23 protein-coding genes, 2 tRNA genes and 1 other RNA gene are annotated in these 24,078 nt (G+C 72.1%); 19 read left to right on the plus strand and 7 right to left on the minus strand.

The genetic code is table 11. The annotated features are described in order from the left end of the window. Positions 1-9: 9 nt before the first annotated feature. An RNA gene (gene ffs, locus AB0H53_RS03485) (signal recognition particle sRNA small type) lies at positions 10-106 on the minus strand. Positions 107-178: 72 nt separating this feature from the next. On the opposite strand from ffs, the gene AB0H53_RS03490 reads away from it, so the two are divergent. Together AB0H53_RS03490 and AB0H53_RS03495 are read left to right on the plus strand one after the other, a co-directional pair. Next, positions 179-266, plus strand: a tRNA-Ser gene (locus AB0H53_RS03490). A gap of 458 nt (positions 267-724) precedes the next feature. Next, the gene (locus AB0H53_RS03495; protein ID WP_362106503.1) at positions 725-2,560 is read left to right on the plus strand and encodes a DUF262 domain-containing protein; all 1,836 of its coding nucleotides are present in this window, start codon (positions 725-727) and stop codon (positions 2,558-2,560) included. A gap of 89 nt (positions 2,561-2,649) precedes the next feature. Here the strand turns inward: AB0H53_RS03495 and AB0H53_RS03500 are convergent, their stop codons facing one another. Further along, on the minus strand, positions 2,650-3,984 hold the full coding sequence (locus AB0H53_RS03500; RefSeq protein ID WP_362106506.1) for an LPXTG cell wall anchor domain-containing protein: 1,335 nt from the start codon (positions 3,982-3,984) through the stop codon (positions 2,650-2,652). 245 nt (positions 3,985-4,229) lie between these two features. Between AB0H53_RS03500 and AB0H53_RS03505 the strand changes: the two genes are divergently transcribed. Beyond that, a complete protein-coding gene (locus tag AB0H53_RS03505; RefSeq protein WP_362106509.1) occupies positions 4,230-4,649 on the plus strand; it encodes a YciI family protein in 420 nt (139 codons plus the stop codon). Positions 4,650-4,860: 211 nt separating this feature from the next. Here the strand turns inward: AB0H53_RS03505 and AB0H53_RS03510 are convergent, their stop codons facing one another. Then, positions 4,861-5,886, minus strand: a complete 1,026-nt coding sequence (locus AB0H53_RS03510) for a methyltransferase domain-containing protein (protein ID WP_362106512.1) — start codon at positions 5,884-5,886, stop codon at positions 4,861-4,863. A 64-nt stretch (positions 5,887-5,950) separates the two neighbouring features. On the opposite strand from AB0H53_RS03510, the gene AB0H53_RS03515 reads away from it, so the two are divergent. Continuing rightward, on the plus strand, positions 5,951-7,429 hold the full coding sequence (locus AB0H53_RS03515) for a PLP-dependent aminotransferase family protein (RefSeq protein WP_362107199.1): 1,479 nt from the start codon (positions 5,951-5,953) through the stop codon (positions 7,427-7,429). A gap of 191 nt (positions 7,430-7,620) precedes the next feature. On the opposite strand, the gene AB0H53_RS03520 is transcribed toward AB0H53_RS03515, so the two are convergent. Continuing rightward, entirely contained in the window at positions 7,621-9,132 is a 1,512-nt protein-coding gene (locus AB0H53_RS03520) for a SulP family inorganic anion transporter (protein ID WP_362106515.1), read from the minus strand. A 311-nt stretch (positions 9,133-9,443) separates the two neighbouring features. Further along, on the minus strand, positions 9,444-10,028 hold the full coding sequence (locus tag AB0H53_RS03525) for a helix-turn-helix domain-containing protein (RefSeq protein WP_362106517.1): 585 nt from the start codon (positions 10,026-10,028) through the stop codon (positions 9,444-9,446). A 126-nt stretch (positions 10,029-10,154) separates the two neighbouring features. Between AB0H53_RS03525 and pip the strand changes: the two genes are divergently transcribed. From pip to AB0H53_RS03550, 5 genes are all read left to right on the plus strand, one after another. After that, positions 10,155-11,111, plus strand: coding sequence for a prolyl aminopeptidase (gene pip, locus AB0H53_RS03530; RefSeq protein WP_362106520.1), 957 nt, complete (start codon positions 10,155-10,157; stop codon positions 11,109-11,111). A gap of 42 nt (positions 11,112-11,153) precedes the next feature. Beyond that, positions 11,154-11,852, plus strand: a complete 699-nt coding sequence (locus tag AB0H53_RS03535) for an HhH-GPD-type base excision DNA repair protein (RefSeq protein ID WP_362106523.1) — start codon at positions 11,154-11,156, stop codon at positions 11,850-11,852. 129 nt (positions 11,853-11,981) lie between these two features. Beyond that, entirely contained in the window at positions 11,982-13,526 is a 1,545-nt protein-coding gene (locus tag AB0H53_RS03540) for a M28 family metallopeptidase (RefSeq protein ID WP_362107202.1), read from the plus strand. A 257-nt stretch (positions 13,527-13,783) separates the two neighbouring features. After that, entirely contained in the window at positions 13,784-14,080 is a 297-nt protein-coding gene (locus AB0H53_RS03545; RefSeq protein ID WP_003949502.1) for a type II toxin-antitoxin system VapB family antitoxin, read from the plus strand. Between the two features lie 106 nt (positions 14,081-14,186). After that, positions 14,187-14,840 (plus strand): LytR C-terminal domain-containing protein, encoded by a 654-nt coding sequence (locus AB0H53_RS03550; RefSeq protein WP_362106526.1) that lies wholly within the window; start codon positions 14,187-14,189, stop codon positions 14,838-14,840. 185 nt (positions 14,841-15,025) lie between these two features. On the opposite strand, the gene upp is transcribed toward AB0H53_RS03550, so the two are convergent. Continuing rightward, a complete protein-coding gene (gene upp / locus AB0H53_RS03555) occupies positions 15,026-15,661 on the minus strand; it encodes a uracil phosphoribosyltransferase (RefSeq protein ID WP_362106529.1) in 636 nt (211 codons plus the stop codon). 86 nt (positions 15,662-15,747) lie between these two features. On the opposite strand from upp, the gene AB0H53_RS03560 reads away from it, so the two are divergent. From AB0H53_RS03560 to AB0H53_RS03595, 8 genes are all read left to right on the plus strand, one after another. Further along, positions 15,748-15,936, plus strand: coding sequence for a hypothetical protein (locus AB0H53_RS03560; protein ID WP_362106532.1), 189 nt, complete (start codon positions 15,748-15,750; stop codon positions 15,934-15,936). Positions 15,937-16,108: 172 nt separating this feature from the next. Beyond that, the gene (locus AB0H53_RS03565; RefSeq protein ID WP_362106535.1) at positions 16,109-16,639 is read left to right on the plus strand and encodes a hypothetical protein; all 531 of its coding nucleotides are present in this window, start codon (positions 16,109-16,111) and stop codon (positions 16,637-16,639) included. Positions 16,640-16,791: 152 nt separating this feature from the next. After that, on the plus strand, positions 16,792-17,220 hold the full coding sequence (gene tadA, locus AB0H53_RS03570; protein WP_362107205.1) for a tRNA adenosine(34) deaminase TadA: 429 nt from the start codon (positions 16,792-16,794) through the stop codon (positions 17,218-17,220). An 80-nt stretch (positions 17,221-17,300) separates the two neighbouring features. Next, positions 17,301-17,385 (plus strand) — tRNA-Ser (locus AB0H53_RS03575). A gap of 176 nt (positions 17,386-17,561) precedes the next feature. Continuing rightward, complete coding sequence (locus AB0H53_RS03580) at positions 17,562-17,726, plus strand: hypothetical protein (RefSeq protein ID WP_362106538.1); 165 nt, start codon at positions 17,562-17,564, stop codon at positions 17,724-17,726. A gap of 8 nt (positions 17,727-17,734) precedes the next feature. Further along, positions 17,735-18,028 (plus strand): Dabb family protein, encoded by a 294-nt coding sequence (locus AB0H53_RS03585; protein ID WP_362106541.1) that lies wholly within the window; start codon positions 17,735-17,737, stop codon positions 18,026-18,028. A gap of 176 nt (positions 18,029-18,204) precedes the next feature. Further along, positions 18,205-19,041: an RNA polymerase sigma factor SigF gene (locus AB0H53_RS03590; RefSeq protein WP_362106543.1), complete on the plus strand. Its 837-nt coding sequence runs from the start codon at positions 18,205-18,207 to the stop codon at positions 19,039-19,041. Between the two features lie 233 nt (positions 19,042-19,274). After that, positions 19,275-20,129 carry an RNA polymerase sigma factor SigF gene (locus AB0H53_RS03595; RefSeq protein WP_362106546.1) on the plus strand — a complete coding sequence of 285 codons (855 nt, stop codon included), beginning with the start codon at positions 19,275-19,277 and terminating at the stop codon, positions 20,127-20,129. Positions 20,130-20,715: 586 nt separating this feature from the next. On the opposite strand, the gene AB0H53_RS03600 is transcribed toward AB0H53_RS03595, so the two are convergent. Beyond that, a complete protein-coding gene (locus tag AB0H53_RS03600) occupies positions 20,716-20,925 on the minus strand; it encodes a hypothetical protein (RefSeq protein WP_362106549.1) in 210 nt (69 codons plus the stop codon). 158 nt (positions 20,926-21,083) lie between these two features. Between AB0H53_RS03600 and AB0H53_RS03605 the strand changes: the two genes are divergently transcribed. Together AB0H53_RS03605 and AB0H53_RS03610 are read left to right on the plus strand one after the other, a co-directional pair. Beyond that, the gene (locus AB0H53_RS03605; protein ID WP_362106552.1) at positions 21,084-21,548 is read left to right on the plus strand and encodes a MarR family transcriptional regulator; all 465 of its coding nucleotides are present in this window, start codon (positions 21,084-21,086) and stop codon (positions 21,546-21,548) included. 10 nt (positions 21,549-21,558) lie between these two features. Beyond that, positions 21,559-24,024 (plus strand): MFS transporter, encoded by a 2,466-nt coding sequence (locus AB0H53_RS03610; RefSeq protein WP_362106555.1) that lies wholly within the window; start codon positions 21,559-21,561, stop codon positions 24,022-24,024. Positions 24,025-24,078: the final 54 nt, after the last annotated feature.

The raw sequence follows: 24,078 nt of genomic DNA on the forward strand, positions 1-24,078 counted from the left end.
CCCCAACAACGCAAGGGCCCCCCACGCACCCGCCAGAGCCGACCTACCCTTGCTGCCTTCCGGCCCTGGGGGAGTTCAGTCAGATAGCGCCACGTGAGGGGCTGCGCCCAGGGTACCTGATGCCGGGGGCGGGGAACGAGTTCGCGAGCACTCCTCAACGTCTTGTATTGTTTGCCCCGGAGGATTCGCCTAGAGGCCTAGGGCGCACGCTTGGAAAGCGTGTTGGGGGCAACCCCTCACGAGTTCGAATCTCGTATCCTCCGCCAGTGCCTCACCGGGCACGATGTCGAAGGGCCCCACCGTTCGCGGTGGGGCCCTTCGACGTTGGCCGTCTCGGTTTCCGTTCCGGTTGCCGTCCCGGTCGGTTCTCTTCGCCCGGCACCTGGGCGGAACGGGACCCCGTTCCGCCCAGCCGGTGGCCGCGGGCCCGGGAACACGGCCGGGGCGACGCGGTGAGCGTCATTGCCGGTGGCCGTCCCGGTCGCCGGCGTTCCGGAGCAGCCGTCCCCGGCGTTTCTCCGCTCTCCGGTCCCGCTGGTCACCTGAGGCGCCGGAGGTCCGCAGGCCCCTCCGGCGCGAACCCGATCGGATGTGGCCGGAACCGCTCTCGATGTTCCGGTTCCGACCAACTCGACCTGTCACCGCTAGTAATTTGACCATGACAACGCGATAGCCGGTTCCGGACAGGGCACCTGTCGGAGCCCGGACGTTCTGAGGAGCCGGATTGGCCGACGAAGCCTTCAGCATCGACAAGCGACCGTTGCGCGACCTGTTGCAGCAGGTGGAGGTCGGCAAGGCCCAGCTGCCAGAGTTCCAGCGAGGATGGGTGTGGCCCTATCCGAACATCGCGGGTCTGCTCGCGTCGGTCTCGCTCAGCTACCCCGTCGGCACCATCATGCTGCTCAAGGCCGGTGGCGACGTGCGGTTCAAGTACCGTCCGATCGAGGGCGCCGCGCCGGTGGGGGAGCCGGAGCCGGACTCCCTCGTACTGGACGGGCAGCAGAGGCTGACCTCGCTGTTCCAGGCGCTGAAGCTGCGGACGCCGGTCGTCACGCAGGACCTGCGCAAGCACCAGGTCTCCGGCTGGTTCTACGTCGACATGGCCCAGGCGCTGGACGAGAACGGGGACCGTGAGGACGCCATCCGCTTCCTGCCCGAATCACGCAAGGTCCTCAACTTCCGGGGCGAGGTCCTGGAGGACTACTCGACACGCGAGTTGGAGTACGAGGGACAGCTCTTCCCCCTGCACGCGGTGTTCGACCGGGGCGACTGGGGCTACGGCTTCATCGACCACTGGGGCCGGGACAAGGCCAAGTACGAGCTGTGGCGCGACTTCGACGAGGCGTTCGTCCGGCCCTTCGACCGCTACCACGTCCCGGTCATCGAGCTGGGCCAGGGGACGCCGCGCCAAGCGGTGTGCCAGGTCTTCGAGAAGGTCAACACCGGTGGTGTCACTCTCACCGTCTTCGAGCTGCTGACGGCGACGTACGCGGCTGACGAGTTCGACCTGCGCCGGCACTGGGAGGAGGAGTGCCGGGCCGCGTGGCGGGCGCCGGAGTACCGGGTCCTGCGCGAGGTCTCCAACACCGACTTCCTCCAGGCGGTGTCCCTGCTCGCGACCGCCGCCCGGCGTACGCGGGAGAGGGAGCGGGGCACGGACGAGGAACGGCTGCCGCGCATCGGCTGCAAGCGCAAGGACATGCTGGCGCTCTCGCTGGAGGACTATCGGCGCTTCGCGCCGTCCGTCATCGCCGGGTTCAAGGCGGCGGCGAAGTTCCTGCACCAGCAGTTCCTCTTCGACACCAAGTTCCTGCCCTACGGCACCCAGTTGATTCCGCTCGCCGCCGTCCTCGCCCTGGCCGGGGAGGCCGCGCAGAGCGCCGGGGCACAGCGGAAGCTCGCCCGGTGGTACTGGTGCGGGGTGTTCGGCGAGCTCTACGGCGGATCGACCGAGACCCGTTTCAGCCAGGACCTGCCGGACGTGGTCGACTGGATCCAGGGCTCGCCGGTCGAGCCGCGTACCGTGACCGCCGCCCAGTTCGCGCCCGGCCGCCTGCTGACCCTGCGGACTCGGAACAGCGCGGCCTACAAGGGCATTTACGCGCTCCTCCTCAAGGCGGGCGCCGTCGACTGGCGTACCGGTGAGAAGGCCGAGGTCACGCGGTACTTCGACGAGTCGGTCGACATCCACCACATCTTCCCCAAGGTGTGGTGCGAGAAGGCCGGGTACGAACCCGACACGTACAACTCGATCGTCAACAAGACACCGCTGACGGCCCGGACCAACAGGATCATCGGCGGTTCGGCCCCCTCCGACTACCTGCCGCGGCTGGCCAAGAGCGCGGAGACCACCCCCGACGGTGTCGCCGAGCACATCCGCACCCATCTGGTGCGGCCGGAGTTCCTGGTCTCGGACGACTTCGAGGGGTTCTTCGCCGCGCGCAAGGCCGAGCTCCTGGCCGGCGTCTCGGCCGCGATGGGCAAGGTGCTCCTGGACGACGAGCCGGCCGGTTCCACCGGGATCAACCTCGATGCCACCGACGACACGGAGGACCTCTGACGTCGCCGCGGCGCGAGCGCGCGAAGGCCCCGACCGTCACTGGTCGGGGCCTTCGCCGGTCCGGGCCGTCATGGGGCCGGTGGGGTGTCTCAGCCGTCGATGCCCTTCGTGCCCGTGCCCGTACCGGCGTTGCGGCGGCGGGCCAGGAACACGGCACCGGAGCCCAGGACGACGGCCGCGCCGCCCGCCAGGGCGAGCTGCTGCGTGGCGGTGGAGGAGCCGGTGGCCGCCAGGGTGCCGCTCGTCGTGCTCAGCGGGGTGGGGGACGTGCCGCCCTGGGCCGTGGCGGACGGGGTGGCCGACGGGGTCGGCGTGGCCGTCGGCGTGGGAGTGGGACTGGCGGAGGCGGCCGGGGTCGGCTTGGCCACCGCCGCCTCGATGGTGAAGTCGTACTTGTCCGTGGGGCTGCTGCCGCAGGAGCCGTCCGTGTTGAGGTACTCGCCCCCGATGAAGGCGGTGGCGTCACCGGCCGGGGCCGAGGCGTCGACCGACAGGCGCAGCTTGACGTCGGCACCGGTGCCCGCCTTGAGCGCGCTGATGGCGCCGGAGCGGTCGTCGCGGTCGAGGTTCTGCCACTTCGGCGACGTGGTCGAGGACCACTGGAGCTTGAGGGACGTGCCGAGGTCCTTGAGGCCGGTCTTGTCGGTGGCCTTCACACTGACGAACGCCTGGACCTTGTCCAGGGTCTCGCCCGTGCCGTTGGTCAGGCGGACCGAGAAGTCGACGGGCTCACCGGCGACGACCTTCGTCGGCAGGCCGGTGACGACCGCGGTGAGCCGCGGCTCGGCGGCGGCGCACTCCTCGTCTTCCTGGTCGGCGGCCTTCTTGGCATCGGCGAGGGCCTTGTCGGCCGCCTGCTTGGCCAGCCGCGCCTCGACGACGGCCTTCTTCGCCAGCTCCAGCCGCTGCTCGGCGGCGTTCATGGCCTCGTACGCGGCCGCGAGGTCCCGCGTCAACTGGGCCTCGGCGGTGGCCTTGGCCTCCGTGGTCGCCGTGACGACCGCCCCGGCTTCGGTGACCTTCCGCTCCGCGTCCTTCCGCTGCTCGTCGGTGGCGTCCACCGGGAGCTCGGCGAGGGCCTTCTCGGCGGCTGCCAGGGCCTTGTCGGCGTCCGTCTTGGCCACGGCCGCGGCGCCCGCCACCTGACGGGCGGTCTTGACCGCCACGTTGTGGGGCGCCGTAAGGGCGTTCGCCTTCGCGGCGTCCTCGCCGGCCGCCCGCTCGGCCGCGACGGCGGCGTCGAGTGCCTTCGCCGCCTCGGTGGCGGCTCGCTCCAGTTCCGCCAGGGACGGCTTCGCCTGGCGGGCCGGGGAGGCCGGGTGCTGCGGGGTCCGCGCCGTCGGCCGGGTGTCCGCGAACGCGGGAGTGACGGACAGCACCACGACGGGCGTCGTCACGGCGGCGGCGACAGCCGTTGCGAGCATGCGGCGGATCTTCACAAGGGCCCTTTTCTGCGTCCGGAAGAATGGAAACGGCCGCGGCGGGTCAATGCGCGCGGCGCGGCTCGCGATGATCGTATGACCGCGGCAAAGGGCGGTGGAAGGGGGTTTCCACGCCGTCACGGGGCCGGTGCCACCGCCTGTGAGCCCGAATGCGATCAAGGGGGACAGTTGCCCACACTTGCTGTGCTTTCTCTGTGGGTGATGTCACAGCGTGGAGGGACGGCGACATGAAGTACTTGGTGATGGTGCAGGGCGCGCAGGCCGACTACGACGCGATGGACGGCAAGGGATCGCCGCACAGTCCCGCCTGGAACGACCAGGACAAGCAAGCGATGTTCACGTTCATGCGGGAGCTCAACGACGACCTCGCCGCCTCCGGAGAGCTGGTCGACGGCAACGGGCTCGCCGGACCCGCCCGGACCCGGTTCGTCGGTGCGGGCCCGGCGGGGCAACCGGTGATCACCGACGCGCCGTACGGGGAGACGGAGCCGGTCCTCGCCGGTTACTGGGTGCTCGACTGCGCCGGCCTGGACCGGGTCACCGAGATCGCCGCGCACATCGCCCGGTGCCCCCAGCCCGCCGGCGCGCCCGAGTACCCGGTGGTGATCCGGCCCGTCATGGAGGGCGAGGACGACGGCGGGTCGTAACGCCCGAGGGCGGTCCCCCGGCGGACGCGTCCCGGCCCGGTACCTCCTGCCACCCGGGCCCGCCGCGGGAGCCGGCCTCCCGGGCGGCGTCGGCCCGTGTCGATCGGGGTCGCTCGGGGTCGATCGGGGTCGATCGGCGTCGGCCGCCGTCGGCCGGTGTCGGTTTCCCGCCGGCGGATGGCCGGGCCCGTCCCGCGTGCCGCCCGGCGCCCTACTTCGCCGTCCCGGCGCCGCCCTTGACTGCCGTCCCCTTGAAGAACGTGTAGTGGAAGGTGCCGTCCTCGGTGGCGGTACGGCGCAGGTCGGCCATGCCGCGGGACCAGTCGGCCGGGGTGGTGAGGCCCGCGGCGAGCGCGTCGTCCCGTACGGCCTCGATCATGGCGACGAACGTGTCGCGGGTGAAGCCCTCGACCAGCGTGGGCCGGGTCCGGTCGGCGTACACGGTGCGGGGGCGGACCACCACGTCCGCGTAGCCCGCCCCGGTCAGCAGCGGCTCCAGGCGGCGGCCGATCAGCGCGTCGCCGCCCGCCGCCGCCTGGAGCCGTACCTGGGCGTCGATCGCCGCGCGGGCGGCGGCACTGTCGGGGTGGAAGAAGGCCGAGCCGTGGTCCCCCTCGATCACCGTGACCGTCCCGCCGGGCCGCAGCACCCGGCGCACGGCGGCCAGGGCCCGGCCCGGCTCCACCAGGTGTTCCAGCACGAAGCACACGAAGACGTGGTCGAACTCCGCGTCGTCGAACGGCAGCGCGTACAGGTCGGCGCGGTGCCACTCCACCCGGGCCTCCGGGACGTGTTCCGCCACCCGGGCGCGGGCCAGTTCGAGGGAGGCGGCGGAGACGTCGACGGCGACGAGCCGCGCGCCGGGGCTGTTGCGGGCCAGGTGGACGGTCTGCGCGCCCACTCCGCACCCGACCTCCAAGACCCGGCTGCCCGGGGGGTACGCCGTGTCGGCGTGCAGCAGCCCGGCGAGGGTGTCCGCCTGGTCGCCCAGCCGCTGGGACTCGTACGCCGAGTAGCCGTGCACGTAGCGCCTGTCGGTTACGCCGAGCCCGCCCCGGTCATCCGCCCGGCCACCCCGCTCGTACCCACCCCCGGGTCCGCCCCGCTCGTGCCCGTCCCGGTCATCCGCCCGGCCACCCCGCTCGTACCCACCCCGGTCGTCGTTCGCGCCCCGCGCGCCGGGTCCGCCGGGCGCACCGCTCGATTCCCGCGCCTCATTCGCCGTTTCCATGGTCATGAGCCGAGCATCGGCCCACCATGGTCCGGTGAACAGGTCCAATGGCGGCACAGACCAGAGGTCCATGGAGGGCCGGCGGAACGCGAAGGCGGCCGACTTCCTCCAGCTCGACACCGGCCAGGCCCCGGCGGGCGGCCTCGCCGAGTGGCTGGCCGGGCGGCTGCGGCACGCGATCTCCGACGGACGGCTGCCGGTGGGCAGCCGGCTGCCCGCCACCCGCGTGCTCGCGGCGGAGCTCGGGGTGTCGCGGGGCGTGGTGACGGAGGCGTACCAGCGGCTGGGCGAGGACGGGCACATCGCCGGGCGGGGGCGGCACGGCACCGTCGTCGTGGCGGCGCCGCTGACGGTGCCGGTGCCGTCACCACGGGCGCGACCGGCCGCTGCCCGGCTGTTCACGGACGGCGAGCCGGGGGCGGACGTCTACGACGCGCTGCGCGCCGCGCCCGCCCGGGTCGACCTCACGCCCGGTCTGCCCGACCTCGCCGCCTTCCCCCGCGCCGCCTGGCTGCGGGCCGAGCGTGACGTACTCGCCGACCTCCCGGCCGCCGCCCTCGGGTACGGCGACCCGCGCGGCGCCCCCGAACTGCGCCGCGCGGTCGCCGCCTGGCTGGCCCGCTACCGGGGCATCCGCGTCGATCCGGCCGAGGTGCTGATCGTCGCGGGCACCGCCCAGGCGCTCGGGCTGATCGCCCACGTACTGAGGGCGGAGGGGATCAGCGAGCTGGCGGTGGAGGACCCCGGTTCGCTCGGCGCCCGGCAGCACCTGCGCAACGCGGGCATGCGCACCCCGCCGGTCCCGGTCGACACCGAGGGCATAAGGGTGGACGCGCTGTCCGCGACGGGCGCGCCGGCCGTTCTGCTGACCCCGGCACACCAGTTCCCGACCGGAGTGGTGCTCGGCGGCGGGCGGCGGCGCGCCCTGATGGCCTGGGCGGCGGGGCAGGGCGGGCTGGTCGTCGAGGACGACTACGACGCCGAACACCGCTACGACCGGCCGCCGGTGCCCGCGCTACGGGCGATGCTCCCCGACCGGGTGGTGTACGCGGGCAGCGTGTCCAAGCTGCTCGCCCCGGCGCTGCGGGTGGGCTGGGTGGTGGCGCCGCCGCGGTACCGGGAGGCGCTGGTGGACGCCAAGCGGTTCATGGACCTCGGCAACCCGGTACTGCCCCAGCTGGTGCTGGCGCGGCTGATGGAGTCGGGGGCGCTGGAACGGCACCTGCGCTGCCTGCGCGGACGGCACCGGCAGCGCAGGGACGCGATGATCGCCGCGTTCGCGGAGCACCTGCCGCGTGCGGTGGTGCACGGCGCCGCCGCCGGCTTGCACCTGATGGTCACGTTCGACGGTGTCCGGGACGGCGACGACAGCGCCCTCGCCGCGGCGGCGTTCGCCGAGGGCGTCAAGGCGCACCCCCTGTCGTGGCACACCCAGCTCCCGTACGCCCCGGGGCTCGTCCTCGGGTACGCGGCCAGTCCGCCCGCCGCCGTCGAGGCGGGCGTGGCCCTGCTCGCGCGGGCGCACATGGTCACCGGGGCCCGCCCCTGAACGGCCCGGAGGCCGGAAGCCGGCGGCACGGGGAACGGGGCACGACGTGCGCGGCGCGGGCCACGGCGCACGAGGCACGACGTGCGCGGCGCGGGGCCACGGCGCACGCGGCACGATGTGCGCGGCCCTGGCACACGGCGCACGGCGCACGGCGCACGGCGCACCGGGCGAGCACGGGCCGAGGGGCACGCTCAGTGCCCGCCGGACAGCTCCCCCGTCAGGGCGCCGTGCATCCGGGCGCTCTGCTCGTTCAGGCCGATGATCTCGGCCGTCTTGCCGCGCTGCGCGTACTTGGCCTGGACGGCGTCCAGCGCGGCGACGGACGACGCGTCCCAGATGTGGGCCTTCGACAGGTCGATGACCACCCGGTCCGGGTCACCCGCGTAGTCGAACTGGCCCACCAGGTCGTTGGAGGAGGCGAAGAACAGCTCGCCGGTCACCGTGTGCACGACGCTCCGGCCGTCCTCGGACGGCTCGGTCGAGACGGCCGTCAGACGGGCGACCCGCTTGGCGAAGACGACCATCGCGGTGAGGGTGCCGACCACCACACCGATCGCCAGATTGTGGGTGGCGACCACACACACGACGGTGACCACCATGACGGTGATCTCACCGGCCGGCATCCGCTTCAGCGTCCCGGGGGCGATGGAGTGCCAGTCGAAGGTCGCGAACGACACCATCACCATCACCGCGACCAGGGCCGCCATCGGGATGTCGGAGACGAGCGGCCCGAAGACGATGCACAGGAGCATCAGGAAGACGCCCGCGAGGAACGTGGACAGCCGGGTACGGGCCCCGGAGACCCGGACGTTGATCATCGTCTGGCCGATCATGGCGCAGCCGCCCATGCCGCCGAAGAAACCGGTGACCACATTGGCGATGCCCTGGCCGACCGACTCACGTGTCTTGCTGGAGTGCGTGTCGGTGATCTCGTCCACCAGCTTCGCGGTCATCAGCGACTCCATCAGCCCCACCAGCGCCATGGCGAGGGCGTACGGGGCGATGGTGGTGAGGGTCTCCACCGTGAACGGCACATCGGGCAGTCCCGGCACCGGCAGGGAGGAGGGCAGGTCGCCCTTGTCTCCGACCGTCGGCACCGCGATGCCCGCCGCCACCGTGATCGCCGTCAGGGCGACGATCGAGACGAGCGGGGCTGGGACGGCCTTGGTGAGTTTGGGGAAGAGGACCAGCACCGCCAGCCCGGCCGCGAACAGCGGGTACACCGCCCACGGCACATCGCGCAGCTCCCGGAGCTGGGTGAGGAAGATCAGTACGGCGAGGGCGTTGACGAACCCGACCATCACGCTGCGCGGCACGAACCGCATGAGGTGGGCGACCCCGAGCGCGCCCAGCACCACCTGCAGCACACCGGCGAGGATCACAGCGGCGACCAGGTACCCGAGGCCGTGCTCGCGGTTCAGCGGGGCGATGACCAGCGCTACGGCGCCGGTCGCGGCGGAGATCATCGCCGGCCGGCCGCCGACGAAAGCGATCACCACGGCCATGGTGAACGAGGCGGACAGGCCGATACTCGGCTCGACCCCGGCGATGATCGAGAACGAGATGGCCTCGGGGATCAGGGCCAGTGCGACGACGAGGCCCGCCAGTGCCTCCGTACGGAAGACCTTCGGGGACACCCAGGAGGGACGGCGCGCCACCAGGCGCGTGGCGCGGAGGTCGGCGAGGAACGAGACGGGACGCATGGGCAAGGAGGGGAACCTGTCGTGCTCGGGCACGGCACGCCGACACAAGCCGGGCGTACGGGAACGTGCGGACGCGGCGGATCTACGAGTTCAGGGGCGGTGGCCCCGCACCGGGTGGGCCGTCACGGCGGACAGGCGGCGCGCGGCGGCATCGGCACGCGCACGCTCTCTCCTGCTGGCATCGGCCCCGCGAGCGGAGGCGACGGGGCGGCGGGGCGGCCGGTACGGACATCGGCCGGCCCCCATTCTACGGACCGCCACCCCGACGGCCGTGGCCGTCGGGAAAACCCCGACCGCCACAGCCGCACCGCTCACCGCTCCGCCTCTGCCACCCGGCCCGTCTCGTATGCGTTTTCCTCCGCCAGCCGGCCCGCCGTCCCGTCCGCGACGCCACCCGCCACCTGGACGCCCACCCCGTCCGCGTACCCCTCCGTCACCCGCTCCGCCATCACGTCCGCGATCCGGTCCCGCATCGAGCGGCGGGCCAGCGCCGCGAGCGCCTCCTCCACCAGACGGCCCAGCGGATACGCGACCTCCGCCTCCAGCTCCGCCACCGCCGCGGCCGTGGCCCTCCACTCCGTGTCCAGGATCGGCAGGACCGCCTCCGCCTCGGGGGTCAGCCGGGCCACTCGGCGGCGGGCGTCCGCCGCGTCCGGGGCCAACGTGACCAGGCCGTCCTTGACCAGCTGGGCGACGGTCTGACTGGCCGCCGAGTGGGTCACGCCGGTCGCCTCGGCGAGCTCGCGGATGGAGCGGGGCCCTTCCGCGGCCAGGTGGCGCACGACCGGCGTGTAGCGGGGCCGGATCGCGGCCTGGCCGAGATCGGCGTAGACGGCGGCGACCCCGCCGTCGAGCAGGTCGAGCAGGTGACGCAGGCGGGTACCGAGGAGTTCCATTCCCAAAATTCTAACAGGGCTAATACAACAGCGCTAATGTAAAAGTCCTGTTGCATCACCTGCCGCATCACCCTGTCGCCGCCACCGCCGGCACCGTGGGCGGCACCGCAGAAGGAGGGCCGGCGGATGTATCCGGAAAGTGAGCCGCACCAAGAGGGAATGCTCGATGTCGGCGACGGCAATCTCGTGCACTGGGAGGCGCACGGCGACCCGGCCGGCAAGCCCGCCCTCGTCGTGCACGGCGGCCCCGGTGCCGGCTGCCGCCCCGGCCACGCCCGCGTCTTCGATCCGGCCCGCTACCGGGTCGTCCTCCTCGACCAACGGGGCTGCGGACGCAGCACCCCACACGCGAGCGACCCGGCCACCGACATGGGCGCCAACACCACCGACCACCTGGTCGCCGACATCGAGCGGCTGCGCGTGCACCTGGGCATAGAGCGCTGGCTGCTGTACGGCGGGTCGTGGGGCTCGACCCTGAGCCTGGCGTACGCCGAGCGCCACCCGCACCGCGTCACCGAGATCGTCATCTCCGCCGTCACCACCACCCGGCGCTCGGAGATCGCATGGCTGTACGGAGGGGCGGCCCGGTTCTTCCCCGAGGCATGGGAACGGTTCCGGGAGGGAGCGGGCCCCGGAGCCGGCTCCGACCTCATCGCCGCCTACGCCCGCCTCACCGCCCACCCCGATCCGGCCGTGCGCGAGCGGGCGGCGGCCGACTGGTGCGCCTGGGAGGACGCCGTGGTGTCCATGGAGACCGACGGCTCCGGCGGCGCCGGCACCCCGTACGGCGGCCGGCCCGGCGCCGCCCGCCTCGCCCTGGCGCGCATCTGCGCCCACTACTTCGCGCACGGCGCCTGGCTGGAGGAGGGGGCCCTGCTGCGGGACGCCCACCGGCTGGCCGGCATTCCGGGCATCCTGCTCCACGGCCGTCTCGACCTGGGCAGTCCCCCGGTCACCGCCTGGGAGCTGAGCCGCGCCTGGCCGGACGCGGAGCTCGTGGTGGTCGACGGGTCCGGGCACCTGGGCGACGCGGCGAGCCGGGCGCGGGTGGTCGCCGCGCTGGACCGGTTCGCCGCTCGGTGATCTGCGCGTGCGAGCGGCCCACCGGGGCGCGATCATCGATCCATGACCACCACCATCCACCTCGCCCAGCAGCCGGAAGCCGACGAGCTGTTGGGCCGCAGCCCGCTCGCCGCCCTCGTCGGGATGCTGCTGGACCAGCAAGTGCCGATGGAGTGGGCGTTCGCCGGCCCGTACACGATCGCCCGGCGCCTGGGCGCCGACGACCTGGACGCGCACGAGATCGCCGCCCACGACCCGGAGGACTTCGCCGCCCTGCTGTCCGCCAAGCCGGCCGTGCACCGTTACCCCGGTTCGATGGCCAAGCGGGTGCAGCAGCTGTGCCAGTACCTGGTGGACGAGTACGGCGGTGACGCGAGCGCGGTCTGGGCGGGTGTGACGACCGGTGGCGAACTGCTCGCCAGGCTCCAGGCCCTGCCCGGGTTCGGCAAGCAGAAGGCGCAGATCTTCCTGGCCCTGCTGGGCAAGCAGTACGGCGTACGCCCTGACGGCTGGCGCGAGGCGGCGGGCGCGTACGGCGAGGCCGGTTCGTACCGCTCGGCGGCCGACATCACCGGCCCGGAGTCGCTCGCCAGGGTCCGGGCGTACAAGCAGGAGGCGAAGCGCGCCGCCAAAACGGCCGAGGCGACCAAAACCGCCAAGGCCGCCGAAACGTCCAGGTCCACCGGGACGGCCGAGGCGACCGGAGCGGCCCGGCCAGGAACGAACGCCGGGACGGACACCGCCGGGGGCACCGCCGATTGAGCCGAACCGCATGAAAGATGGCGTGAGTTGTGGCACATGTGTTCACAGGAGGGCAGAAGATCGCTAACTTCCCCTCACACCTCGTTCGCACCGGGAAGGACCTCTGTGAACGCATCCCATCGCAGAGCCGTGGCCACCCTGGCCGCAGCCGCACTCGCGACCCCGCTCCTGCTGGCATCCGCCTCCCCCGCTTCCGCCGACCGGCAGGACGCCGGCAAGGCGGCGGCCAAGGACGCCGCCAAGCTGTCCAGGAAGCTCATACGTGAGTCGTCCGCCAAGGACGCCTTCACACACCTCCAGAAGTTCCAGCAGATAGCCGACTCGGCCGGCGGCCACCGCGCGGCCGGCTCGCTCGGGCACGACGCCTCGGCCGCGTACGTGTACCAGCAGCTCAAGAAGGCCGGCTACCAGGTCTCGTACCAGCAGTTCGACTTCGTGTACACCGAGACCCAGGCCGAGAAGCTCTCGGTCGTCTCGCCCTCGCCCCGCGATGTCGAGATCAAGGCGCTGACCTACACCAAGTCGACCCCGGTCGGCGGCGTCAGGGCCGCGCTGGCCGCCGTCCCGGCCCCGGCCGGCGACGCCACGCCGGGCTGCGAGCCGGCCGACTACACGACCGGCACCTTCACCGGCAAGATCGCCCTGATCAAGCGTGGCGGCTGCACCTTCGCCGAGAAGCAGACCCAGGCCGCGGCGGCGGGCGCCATCGGCGCGATCATCTACAACAACACCGCCGGCGCCCTGGCCGGCACCCTGGGCGACCCGAAGGCCGTCCGGATCCCGACCGGCGGCATCGCGCAGGCCGAGGGCGAGAAGCTCGTCGCCGACCTGGCCAAGGGCCCGGTGGAGGTCTCCTTCGAGGTCCGCCAGCTCCAGCAGAACCGGCCCACCAACAACGTCATCGCGGAGACCCCGCGCGGCAACGCGGCCAACACCGTGATGCTCGGCGCCCACCTCGACTCGGTGACCGCCGGCCCCGGCATCAACGACAACGGCTCCGGCTCGGCCGGTCTGCTCGAAGTCGCCCTGGAGCTCGCCAAGTCCAAGCAGAAGCCCGCCAACAAGATTCGCTTCGCCTGGTGGTCGGCCGAGGAGAACGGCCTGCTCGGCTCGGAGCACTACGTCGAGAAGATGAGCGCGCTGGACCGCAAGGAGGTCAAGCTCTACCTCAACTTCGACATGATCGCCTCCCCCAACTACGGCCTGTTCGTGTACGACGGGGACAACTCCGACAACGTCGGCGCCCCTGCGGGCCCGACCGGTTCGGCTCAGCTCGAGCGCGACATCAACGAGTTCCTCGACGGGCGCGGCACCCCGCACGAGGGCACCGACTTCACCGGCCGCTCCGACTACGGCCCGTTCATCGCCGTCGGCATCCCCTCCGGCGGTACGTTCACCGGCGCCGAGGGCGTGAAGACGGTCAAGCAGGCGGAGAAGTTCGGCGGTACGGCCGGCGTCGCGTACGACGCGTGCTACCACGCGGCGTGCGACGACATCGACAACATCGACATGACCGCCTTCGACGTCAACATCGACGTCATCGCCAACGCGGTCGGCACCTACGCCCACGACCTGAGCTCGCTGCGCAAGCCGGTCGTCTCGGTCCCGACCGAGGGCGACGCGGGCAGCGGCGGCGGCCTGCACGACGGCCACGACCACGAGGTCACCGAGTAGCCGGGCGTACGGCGGTAGCGGCGGGCGAACAGCCCGGGCGGCTCACGCCGACGGGTGGCCGGGGTGAACCGCGCCCGCCGCACACATGACGCACGGATGGCGACGCGCCGTCGGCGGGGATTTCACCCGTCGGTGGCGCGTCGCCCCGTGCCACCGGCACCGAGGGCACGGATTGCCCGTTTTCCCCATGTTTGTCGCCCGGGTATGCCCCTGCGGCATGGCTGCGCCGGGAGCCGCTCGCCCGGTAGGCTTTCCGTGTGATCTTCAAGCGCATCGGTAACGGGCGGCCGTATCCCGACCACGGCCGGGAAAGCACCCGGCAGTGGGCGGATGTCGCGCCGCGCCCGGTCCGCCTCGATCAGCTGGTGACCACCAAGGGCCAGCTGGATCTGGAGACGCTCCTCGCCGAGGACTCCACCTTCTACGGCGACCTCTTCGCGCACGTCGTGAAGTGGCGGGGCGACCTCTACCTGGAGGACGGACTGCACCGCGCCGTACGCGCGGCTCTGCAGCAGCGGCAGGTGCTGCACGCCCGGGTGCTGGAACTGGACTGAGTCCTGGCGCGGTCCGCTGCGCCTTTCGGGCTCTTTCCGCCCCGTCCGGCCCTCATCCGTTGATCCTTTAGTAGGCATGGTCGGCGGGCGGCACTACGCTGCGCCCATGAGCATGCTCACTCCCCCCGGTATGGGCGGTAAGTACCGCATCACGGGTAACGCGTACCCCCGGATGCGCCGCCCGCGCCACCGCCGCCGGATCGTGCTCGCGGCCGTCGCCGCGGTACTCGCCCTGGGGCTGGCCGGCTGGGGAACGGTGCAGCTCATCGACATCTTCGGCGGCGGTGGCGGGGAAAGCGGCAGACGCGCCACGGCGGCCGGTCCCGACTGCGAGCGCGATCGCCGCGCCACGCGCCCCGTCGTCGCCGCTGCCCGGGCCCTGCCGCTGCCCGCGGACATCACGGTCAACGTCTACAACGCCACGCCGCGCGGCGGCCTCGCCAAGTCGACCGCCGACGAGCTGAAGCGGCGCGGCTTCACCATCGGCAAGGTGGGCAACGCTCCGGCCGCCTACGACAAGAAGGTCGCCGGCCCGGCGGTCGTGCTCGGCGCGCCGGCCGCCACCAAGGGCGCCTTCCCGGTCCTCGGTACGCAACTGAAGGGCGCGACGGTCAGGACGGACACCCGCGCGACGGCGGACGTGGACCTGATCATCGGTACCGCGTTCCGTGCCCTCACCCCGATGAAGACCGCCAACGCGGCCCTCGCCGCCCTGACCCGGCCGGCCCCGACCAAGCAGCCCGCCCCCTGCGAGACCTGAGGCGGACCACCGGAGCCCGGCACCCACCCCGGCCGGCCGGCCCACGGGGCCCGCGGCCACCCCGGGACGGAGCGGTCGCCGGGCCGCGACGCGGCAGCCCGACGGCCGGGGCAGCTCAGCGGCCCACTGGCCCGGCCGACCGACCGGCTCACCGGCTCACCGGCGGCGAAACGATCCCGCTGGGCTCAGTCGGCCGTGCCGTACATGCGGTCGCCCGCGTCGCCCAGGCCCGGGACGATGTAACCGTGCTCGTTGAGGCGCTCGTCGACCGAGGCGGTGACGACGGTGACCGGCGTGCCCGCCAGCTCGCGCTCCATCACCTCGACGCCCTCCGGCGCCGCCAGCAGCACCACGGCCGTCACGTCGTCGGCACCGCGCTCGATCAGCTCCCGGATCGCGGCGACCAGCGTGCCACCGGTGGCCAGCATCGGGTCCAGGACGTAGACCTGACGGCCGGAGAGGTCCTCCGGCATCCGGGTGGCGTACGTCGACGCCTCCAGCGTCTCCTCGTTGCGGATCATGCCGAGGAAACCCACTTCGGCGGTCGGCAGCAGCCGCACCATGCCGTCGAGCATGCCCAGGCCGGCCCGGAGGATCGGCACCACCAGCGGGCGCGGGTGGGACAGCTTCACCCCGGCCGTCCGGGTCACGGGGGTGTCGATGTCGACCTGCTCGGTGCGCACGTCCCGGGTGGCCTCGTACGCGAGCAGGGTGACCAGCTCGTCGGCGAGCCGCCGGAAGGTCGGGGAGTCGGTGCGCCTGTCGCGCAGCGTGGTGAGTTTGTGCGCCACCAGCGGGTGGTCGACGACGTGGATCCGCATGCCCTCAACAGTAGCCGCACTGGCATCAACCCCGGTCGCGGAGGGAAGGTGGGGTCAGACGGACCCAGCGGTGGGGTGGTGTCGCCATGCCGGACCGGGAAGAACCGGAGCGGGAGCAGGAGCGTCAGGAGAGCGACGCGGAGCGCCGGAGGCGCCGCGCGCAGTTCCTGCGCGAGCTGAACGAGGCCAAGGCGCTGCGCGACCGCGTCCAGCCGCGCCGGGCGAGGGCCGCCAGGATGCGCCAGGCGATGCGCATGCGCACCTTCCGCTGGTGACACCCCGGGGAGGACTGGTGACACGGACCGGCCGTCGGACCCAGACTGGTGCACGACGCAACGGCGGAAGACGTCTCGTGAAGCCCTCGCGTCTGCCACGATGCCGAGTGGGCGGGGCATGCGGAAGACGTGCCGCCCGATCGTCACACCTCTGATCAGTGGGAGAGTCACGGTGTACTTCGCCGCACTGCTCGCGCGCACCGAAGACGGGTGGGAAGCGAGCGACACAGAGCTCGACGATGTGGAGACCTTGTCGGATCTGACCGACCTGGCCCGTGAGGCATCGGTGGACGACGACACAGTGATCGTCTTCATCGAGCAGGAGGACGCGTGGTTCGGAATCGTCCGTGTGGAGGGTGAGGACGACCCGCGTATCTACGTCTCGGACGGCGCCGCCGCCGCCCGCTCCTCCTACGGGGAGATCCTCACCAAGGAACTGCTGGGCGACGTCGAGGACGACGTCGCCCCCGACCTGGACGCGCTGGACCTGGACGGCACGGAGGAGGGAGAGCCGGCCGGGGACGACGAGGAGGAGGACGCGGAGGTGGCGGCCGAGGCCGTGCCGCCGGAGCCGGTCGGGGACCGGGAGGTCCTGGCCGATCTGGGGCTGTCGGAGAAGGAGCTGCTGAAGCTCGACACCGACGCGCTCAGCGAGATCGCGGACGCGCTGGGCGCGGCGGAGGTGCTGGAGGCCGTCCGTTAGGACCATCCCGTCCGGTACGAGACCCTGTTCCCGTGTCCGCCTCGCCCTCGCAGCCCGAACCCCGCCCGCCGTCCCCGTACTCGTCCGGCCCCCGTGCCGTGCCCGAGACGGTGCCGGAGGCCGATGCCGTACGGGATCCGTGGCGGGCGGCGATGCGGCGGGCGATGGAGGAGGCCGAGCGCGCCGCGCGGGCCGGCGACGTGCCGGTCGGCGCGGTCGTGCTGTCCCCGGACGGCACGGTCCTGGCGACCGGTCACAACGAGCGCGAGGCGACCGGCGACCCCACGGCGCACGCCGAGGTGCTGGCGCTGCGCCGGGCCGCCGGGCGGTTGGGCCGGTGGCGGCTGACCGGTTGCACGCTGGTCGTGACGCTCGAGCCGTGTGTGATGTGCGCGGGCGCGCTGGTGCAGTCCCGGGTGGACCGGGTGGTGTTCGGGGCGCTGGACGAGAAGGCCGGCGGGGTCGGGTCCCTGTGGGACCTGGTACGGGACCGGCGGCTCAACCACCGCCCGGAAGTGGTGCAGGGGGTGCTGGCCGACGAGTGCTCCGTACAGCTCACCCGCTTCTTCCGGGACCGCTGAGCACGCGCCGCTGGCACCGCCGCCGACACCACTGACCATGGATTTCGGCGAAGCGGCACCTTTGGGCTAAGCTCTCTCTCGGTAGCGTGTCCGAGCGGCCGAAGGAGCTCGCCTCGAAAGCGAGTGTGGCGCAAGTCACCGAGGGTTCAAATCCCTCCGCTACCGCTCTTCACGAGAGGGCCCCGCGCGGATCGACGCCGGGGCCCTTCTTCGTTCCCCCCTCCCGCTCCGGCGCCTCCCGGAAGCCCCGGCAAGGGGCCGTACGAGGCTGGGTCTTGGCCCGTGGGGGCTCGGTTAGACTCACGCGACCGTCCAGGGGATCACAGGGGGAGACAGGCCCGATGGTGCAAGCGAAGAAGATCACGCTGTATGTCGTCGTCGTCTTCGTGCTCTACACGATCATCAATTCCCCGCAGCGGGCCGCCGACCTCGTGCAGGTAGGGTTCGAGGGCATTTCCAGCGCCGCGCAGGGCGTCGGTGACTTCATGACCGAGCTCGTCAACTAGGAGTCCTTGTGATCCGCCACCTGGTCCTCTTCAAGCTCAATGACGGTGTGCGGCGCGACGAGCCGCGAGTGGCCGCCGGCGCGAAGGCCTTCCAGGAGCTGGGCGGGAGGATCCCGGAGCTGGAGTTCTGGGAGTGCGCGTGGAACATCACCGACCGGCCCATCGCGTACGACTTCGCCATCAACTCGGCCGTCGCCGACGCGGACGCGCTGAAGCGGTACATCGAGCACCCGGCCCACCAGGCGGCCGCCGGGCAGTGGCGGGAGTTCGCCACGTGGGTGATCGCCGACTACGAATTCTGAGCCCGGCCTTCCGGCTCCGCGGCCCCGCACCGGTGGTGCGGGGCTTTTCGCTGTCCACAACACGACGCTATCAGGTGCTTGCACACAGTGGACATGTCTTGTGATGCTATGACCGCTTTTGACGGATGAGTTGACCGTAGTTGCCGCAATGTTGACCGCAAAGGGGTGGCGTGAACGTGCCGGCCAGTACGACGCCTCAACAGGTGCCGCCCCAGAACGAGTCGGAGAACCGCGCGGCCAAGCCGCAGGGCCGGGCCGCCGACACCCGGGCCCTCACCCAGGTCCTCTTCGGCCAGCTCAAGAACCTGGAGCCGGGCACTCCGGAGCACCACCGGGTGCGCGGGGCGCTGATCGAGGCGAACCTGCCCCTGGTGCGGTACGCGGCGGCCCGCTTCCGCTCCCGCAACGAGCCCATGGAGGACGTCGTCCAGGTCGGCACCATCGGCCTGATCAACGCCATCGACCGGTTCGACCCGGACCGGGGCGTGCAGTTCCCGACGTTCGCGATGCCGACCGTGGTCGGCGAGATCAAGAGGTACTTCCGGGACAACGTCCGCACCGTGCACGTACCGCGCCGGCTGCACGAGCTCTGGGTCCAGGTCAACGGCGCCACCGAGGACCTGACCACGGCGCACGGCCGCTCCCCCACCACCGCCGAGATCGCCGAGCGGCTGAAGATCTCCGAGGAGGAGGTCCTGGCCTGCATCGAGGCCGGACGCTCGTACCACGCGACCTCCCTGGAGGCCGCCCAGGAGGGCGACGGGCTGCCGGGGCTGCTCGACCGGCTCGGCTACGAGGACCCCGCCCTGGCCGGGGTCGAGCACCGGGACCTCGTCCGGCACCTCCTCGTCCAGCTGCCTGAGCGCGAGCAGCGCATCCTGATGCTCCGTTACTACAGCAATCTGACCCAGTCCCAGATCAGCCAGGAACTGGGTGTCTCGCAGATGCATGTGTCAAGACTTCTGGCCCGCAGTTTCGCCCGCCTCAGATCCGCAAACAGAATCGACGCGTAACCTGATCAGGTAGACCCGTTCGGCCCTGCCGCCGGGGGCAAATGCCCCCACACCCCCTGTTTCCAGCGTGGTTTTGCCGCATTCTTGTCGACAAGTCACTACAGCGTGTTGCCGACATGTGACATTCTGCTGGAACCGCGTTTGCCGCAGTCTCGGCGCCGGTATTCACGTGGAGGCTGCGTTCCTCCGATGGTCGCGGCCACCGCGACCGTCCGCGACCTCAAGGGGGTGGCATGTCCGCAGAACAGGGCAGCTCGAAGGTGCTCACGCTCACCAAGAGCGAAGAACCCGCCGTGCTTCTCGACGCCTCGGTAGCCATCGACACCCGCACTCTGTCCCGCTCCCTGTTCCTGCGGCTGCGCGCGCTGGACGCCGAGGGAGCGAGCGACAGCCCGGAGCGCACCTACGTACGCGACACCCTCATCGAGCTGAACCTGCCGCTGGTGCGGTACGCGGCGGCCCGCTTCCGCTCCCGCAACGAGCCCATGGAGGACATCGTCCAGGTCGGCACCATCGGCCTGATCAAGGCGATCGACCGGTTCGACTGCGAGCGGGGCGTTGAGTTCCCCACCTTCGCCATGCCGACCGTGGTCGGCGAGATCAAGCGCTTCTTCCGCGACACCTCCTGGTCGGTGCGCGTGCCGCGCCGGCTCCAGGAGCTGCGGCTGGCGCTGACCAAGGCCAGCGACGAGCTGGCCCAGAAGCTCGACCGCTCCCCGACCGTCCCCGAACTCGCCGCCGTGCTGGGCGTGTCGGAGGAGGACGTGGTGGACGGGCTCGCGGTCGGCAACGCGTACACGGCCTCGTCGCTGGACTCGCCGTCGCTCGAGGACGACGGCGGCGAGGGATCGCTGGCCGACCGGCTCGGGTACGAGGACGCGGCGCTGGAGGGCGTCGAGTACAGAGAGTCCCTCAAGCCGCTGCTGGCCAAACTCCCCTCCCGGGAGCGGCAGATCATCATGCTGCGCTTCTTCGCCAACATGACGCAGTCGCAGATCGGCGAGGAGGTCGGCATCTCCCAGATGCACGTCTCCCGGCTGCTGACCCGGACCCTGGCCCAGCTGCGCGAGGGCCTCATCTCCGACTGACCCGCTCGCGTCGGCCGCGCGTCGGCCGTACCGGCGCGCGGTGACGGTGGCGGGACGCGCGGCGGGGGTGCCCGCCGCCCACCGGCGACGCCGAGGAGGGCCGCCCGGCGCCCGGCACGGTCTCGCGCCACCGGGCCGACCGGCTGGCGCGGCGTGCGCCCGGCGCGGCGTGGTGCCGCTGTCCGGCCGATGACGCCGAGTCGCGGGGTACGAGCCCGCCAGGGACACGGGCGCCCGTACGGCTCGGGCTCCGGCGCCCGGAGGCCCGTACGGCATCGCTCGTCCCCGTACCGTCACCGCCGCTGTTCTGGGCGCACCGGCGCACGCCCCCCGGAACCCGCCGTCCGGACCGCCCCCGGGTCCACCGGGCCGGTGGCACCCGCACCGCCGGACGGCAGGCGGGTGCGGCCGCCTGCCGTCCAGGGCCGTGCCGTGCCGCTGCGCGTCCGCCGACCGCCCCGGCACGTCGGGGACGTCGCCCGCGCGAGCCATGGCACCGGCGCCCGGCGGGCGGGCACCGGCGGAGTAGGTGCGCACGGGTGCGCATGAGGACGCCCGTCCGGAGTGAGACGGGCGGGGCGGGCGGTCAGCCGAGCGCGAGCCAGGCGACCGCCGCGACGATCACCACGGCGGCGACGACGCCCGCGATGAGGCCGAATCGGGGCCCCGACTGGGCGACCACCTGCTGCTGCCGCCGTGGCGTGCCCTCGTCGACGAAGGCGCGGAACATCTGCGTGCTGCCCGAGGGGTCGTAGTTGCCCTCGGGGCCCTGAGGGGCGTGCGGGTTGTGTGCCATGGGGCAGGACCCTAGCGAACCGGCGGCCCGCTCCCCACCTCCGGTTCCGTTTGCCGTCCCTTTGCCAGGACTTTAGCGGCCTTCGCCCGGTTTCGTTTGCCTTCAGCAACCAACTGAATTTATGGTTGCCCTAAGCAACAAGATGCCTGGGGGTGCCAATGGCCGAGCGGAGTCAGTACGAAGAACTGGCCCGGCAACTGAGCGCCATCGGCGCCGTCAAGCGCGGTTTCGCGCGGACCCTGCCGGCCGAGTGCCCCGCCGGGTCCGCCGCCGTACTGAGCCTGCTCGGGCGGTACGGCGAGATGCGGATGAGCCGGCTCGCCGAGCTGCTCGCCGTGGACATGTCGGTGACCAGCCGGCACGTGGCCCATGTCGCCGAACGCGGCTGGATCGAGCGCGAACCCGACCCCGGCGACAAACGCTCCCGCATCCTGCGGCTGACGCCCGCCGGGCAGGCCGTGCTCGACGACCTCGGCCGACGGACGGCCGACCTGTTCGCCCACAACCTCAAGGACTGGACCGACGACGAAGTCGGACAGCTCAGCGTGATGCTGGCCCGCCTCCGGGACTCCTTCGGAGACTGCCGGGCCCACGCCACCCGTACACCCGCATCAACGACGTAAAGGAAGATCATTGGCTACGACCACACCACCCGGTGTGCGGGGCGGCCACGCCAGGACCCGTGACAGCGGCGCGCCGATGACGCACCGGGAGATCATGGAGGCGCTCTCCGGGCTGCTGCTCGGCATGTTCGTCGCCATTCTGTCCTCGACGATCGTCTCCAACGCCCTGCCGGAGATCATCTCCGACCTGGGCGGCGGGCAGAGCGCCTACACCTGGGTCGTGACCGCCTCGCTGCTGGCGATGACCGCGACCACCCCGCTCTGGGGCAAGCTCTCGGACCTCTTCTCCAAGAAGCTGCTGGTCCAGATAGCCCTGATCATCTACGTCCTGGGCTCGGCGGCGGCCGGCCTGTCGCAGAACGCCGGCATGCTCATCGCCTGCCGTGTCGTCCAGGGCATCGGCGTCGGCGGCCTGTCCGCCCTCGCCCAGATCGTCATGGCCGCGATGATCTCCCCGCGTGAGCGCGGCCGGTACAGCGGCTACCTCGGCGCCACCTTCGCCGTCGCCACCGTCGGCGGCCCGCTGCTGGGCGGTGTCATCACCGACACCGACTGGCTCGGCTGGCGCTGGTGCTTCTACGTGGGCGTGCCCTTCGCCGTCATCGCCCTGATCGTGCTCCAGAAGACCCTGAAGCTCCCGGTGGTCAAGCGCCAGGTCAAGGTCGACTGGGCCGGTGCCTTCTTCATCAGCGCGGCCGTCTCGCTGCTGCTGGTGTGGGTGACCTTCGCCGGTGACAAGTACGACTGGCTGTCCTGGCAGACGTACACGATGGTCGCCGGATCGATCGTGCTCGGCGCGCTCTTCCTCCTCGTGGAGTCCAGGGCGAGCGAGCCGATCATCCCGCTGCGGCTGTTCCGCAACCGCACCATCACCCTCGCCTCGCTGGCCTCCCTCTTCGTCGGTGTCGCGATGTTCGCCGGCACGGTCTTCTTCAGCCAGTACTTCCAGCTGGCGCGCGACGAGTCGCCGACGATGTCCGGCGTCATGACCATTCCGATGATCGGCGGGCTGTTCGTCTCGTCGACCGTGTCGGGCTGGGTCATCACCAAGACGGGCCGCTGGAAGGCCTGGCTGGTCAGCGGTGGCGTCCTGGTGACGGCGGGCCTCGGGCTGCTCGGCACCATGCGGTACGACACCGAGTACTGGCACCTCGCGGTCTTCATGGCCGTCCTGGGCCTCGGCCTGGGCATGATGATGCAGAACCTGGTGCTGTGCACGCAGAACCAGGTCGCCCCGGCCGACCTCGGCGCCGCCTCCTCCGTGGTCACCTTCTTCCGCTCCCTGGGCGGTGCGATCGGTGTCTCGGCGCTGGGCGCGGTCATGGCCAACCGGGTCACGCACTACGTCCAGGACGGGCTCACCGAACTCGGCCCGCGCGGTGCGGCGCTGGGGCACGGCGGCACGGCCGGCGGGGGCATCCCCGACCTGGACGAGCTGCCCGCCCCGATCCGGACGGTGGTGGAGAGCGCGTACGGGCACGGCGTGGCCGACGTCTTCCTGTACGCGACGCCGTTCGCCCTGGTGGCCTTCCTGGTGACGCTGTTCATCAAGGAGGTGGCGCTGAAGAGCCACGCCGCCCCGGAACCGGCCGGTCAGCCGGGTTCGGCCCCGGTCGCCGCCTCCCCCGACGCGGCCGCCGGGCCGGCCGCCGGACCGGCCACCGGACCGGCCGGCGTGGAGACGACCGCCCCGCCGCCCCCCGTGGTGGACGGCACCCCCGTGCACGGCACCGTGCGGACCGCCGACGGCACGCCCGTGGCCCGGGCCGCCGTCACGCTGATCTCCCTCGCCGGACGCCAGCTCGGCCGCTCGGTCGCCCAGGCCGACGGCCGGTACACGCTGGACGCGCCGGGAGCCGGTTCGTACGTACTGATCGCGTCCGCCGACGGCTACCAGCCGCAGGCGTCCACCGTGGTCGTCGGCGGTGAGCCGATGGCGTACGACATCCTGCTCTCCGGTACCAGTGGTCTGGTCGGTGCCGTCAGGGCGGCCGACGACCAGGCGCCCGTGGCGGGCGCGATGGTGATCGTCACCGATGTGCGCGGCGATGTCCTGGCCACCGGCAAGTCCGCCGAGGACGGCGGGTTCGCCTTCGCCGAACTGGTGCCCGGCTCCGTGACCGTCGCGGTCAACGCCGACGGTTACCGGCCGCTCGCCCTGCCGGTCGAGATCGGCGGCCAGGGTGTGACCCGGATCGAGGCGCTGCTCCGGTCCGGCGCCCGGCTTCAGGGCACGGTACGGGCCGGCGCGGACCACCGTCCGCTGGCCGACGCCCGGGTGACCCTGCTCGACGCGGCCGGGAACGTCGTCGCCACGGCCACGACCGGCGAGGACGGCGCGTACGGCTTCGCCGACCTCGACTCGGGCGAGTACACGGTCATCGCGACCGGCTACCCGCCGGTGGCCGGAGCGCTGACGGTGGCCGGCCGCGGTGTCGACGGCCACGACATCGAACTCGCCCACCCGGGCGAGTGATCGACCTCCGGCCGCGCTTCCGGCGGAGGCGCGGCCGGGGCCGGGCGGCAGGCA

Origin of the sequence: Streptomyces sp. NPDC050856, assembly GCF_040653855.1 — a bacterium.
Taxonomy (GTDB): domain Bacteria; phylum Actinomycetota; class Actinomycetes; order Streptomycetales; family Streptomycetaceae; genus Streptomyces.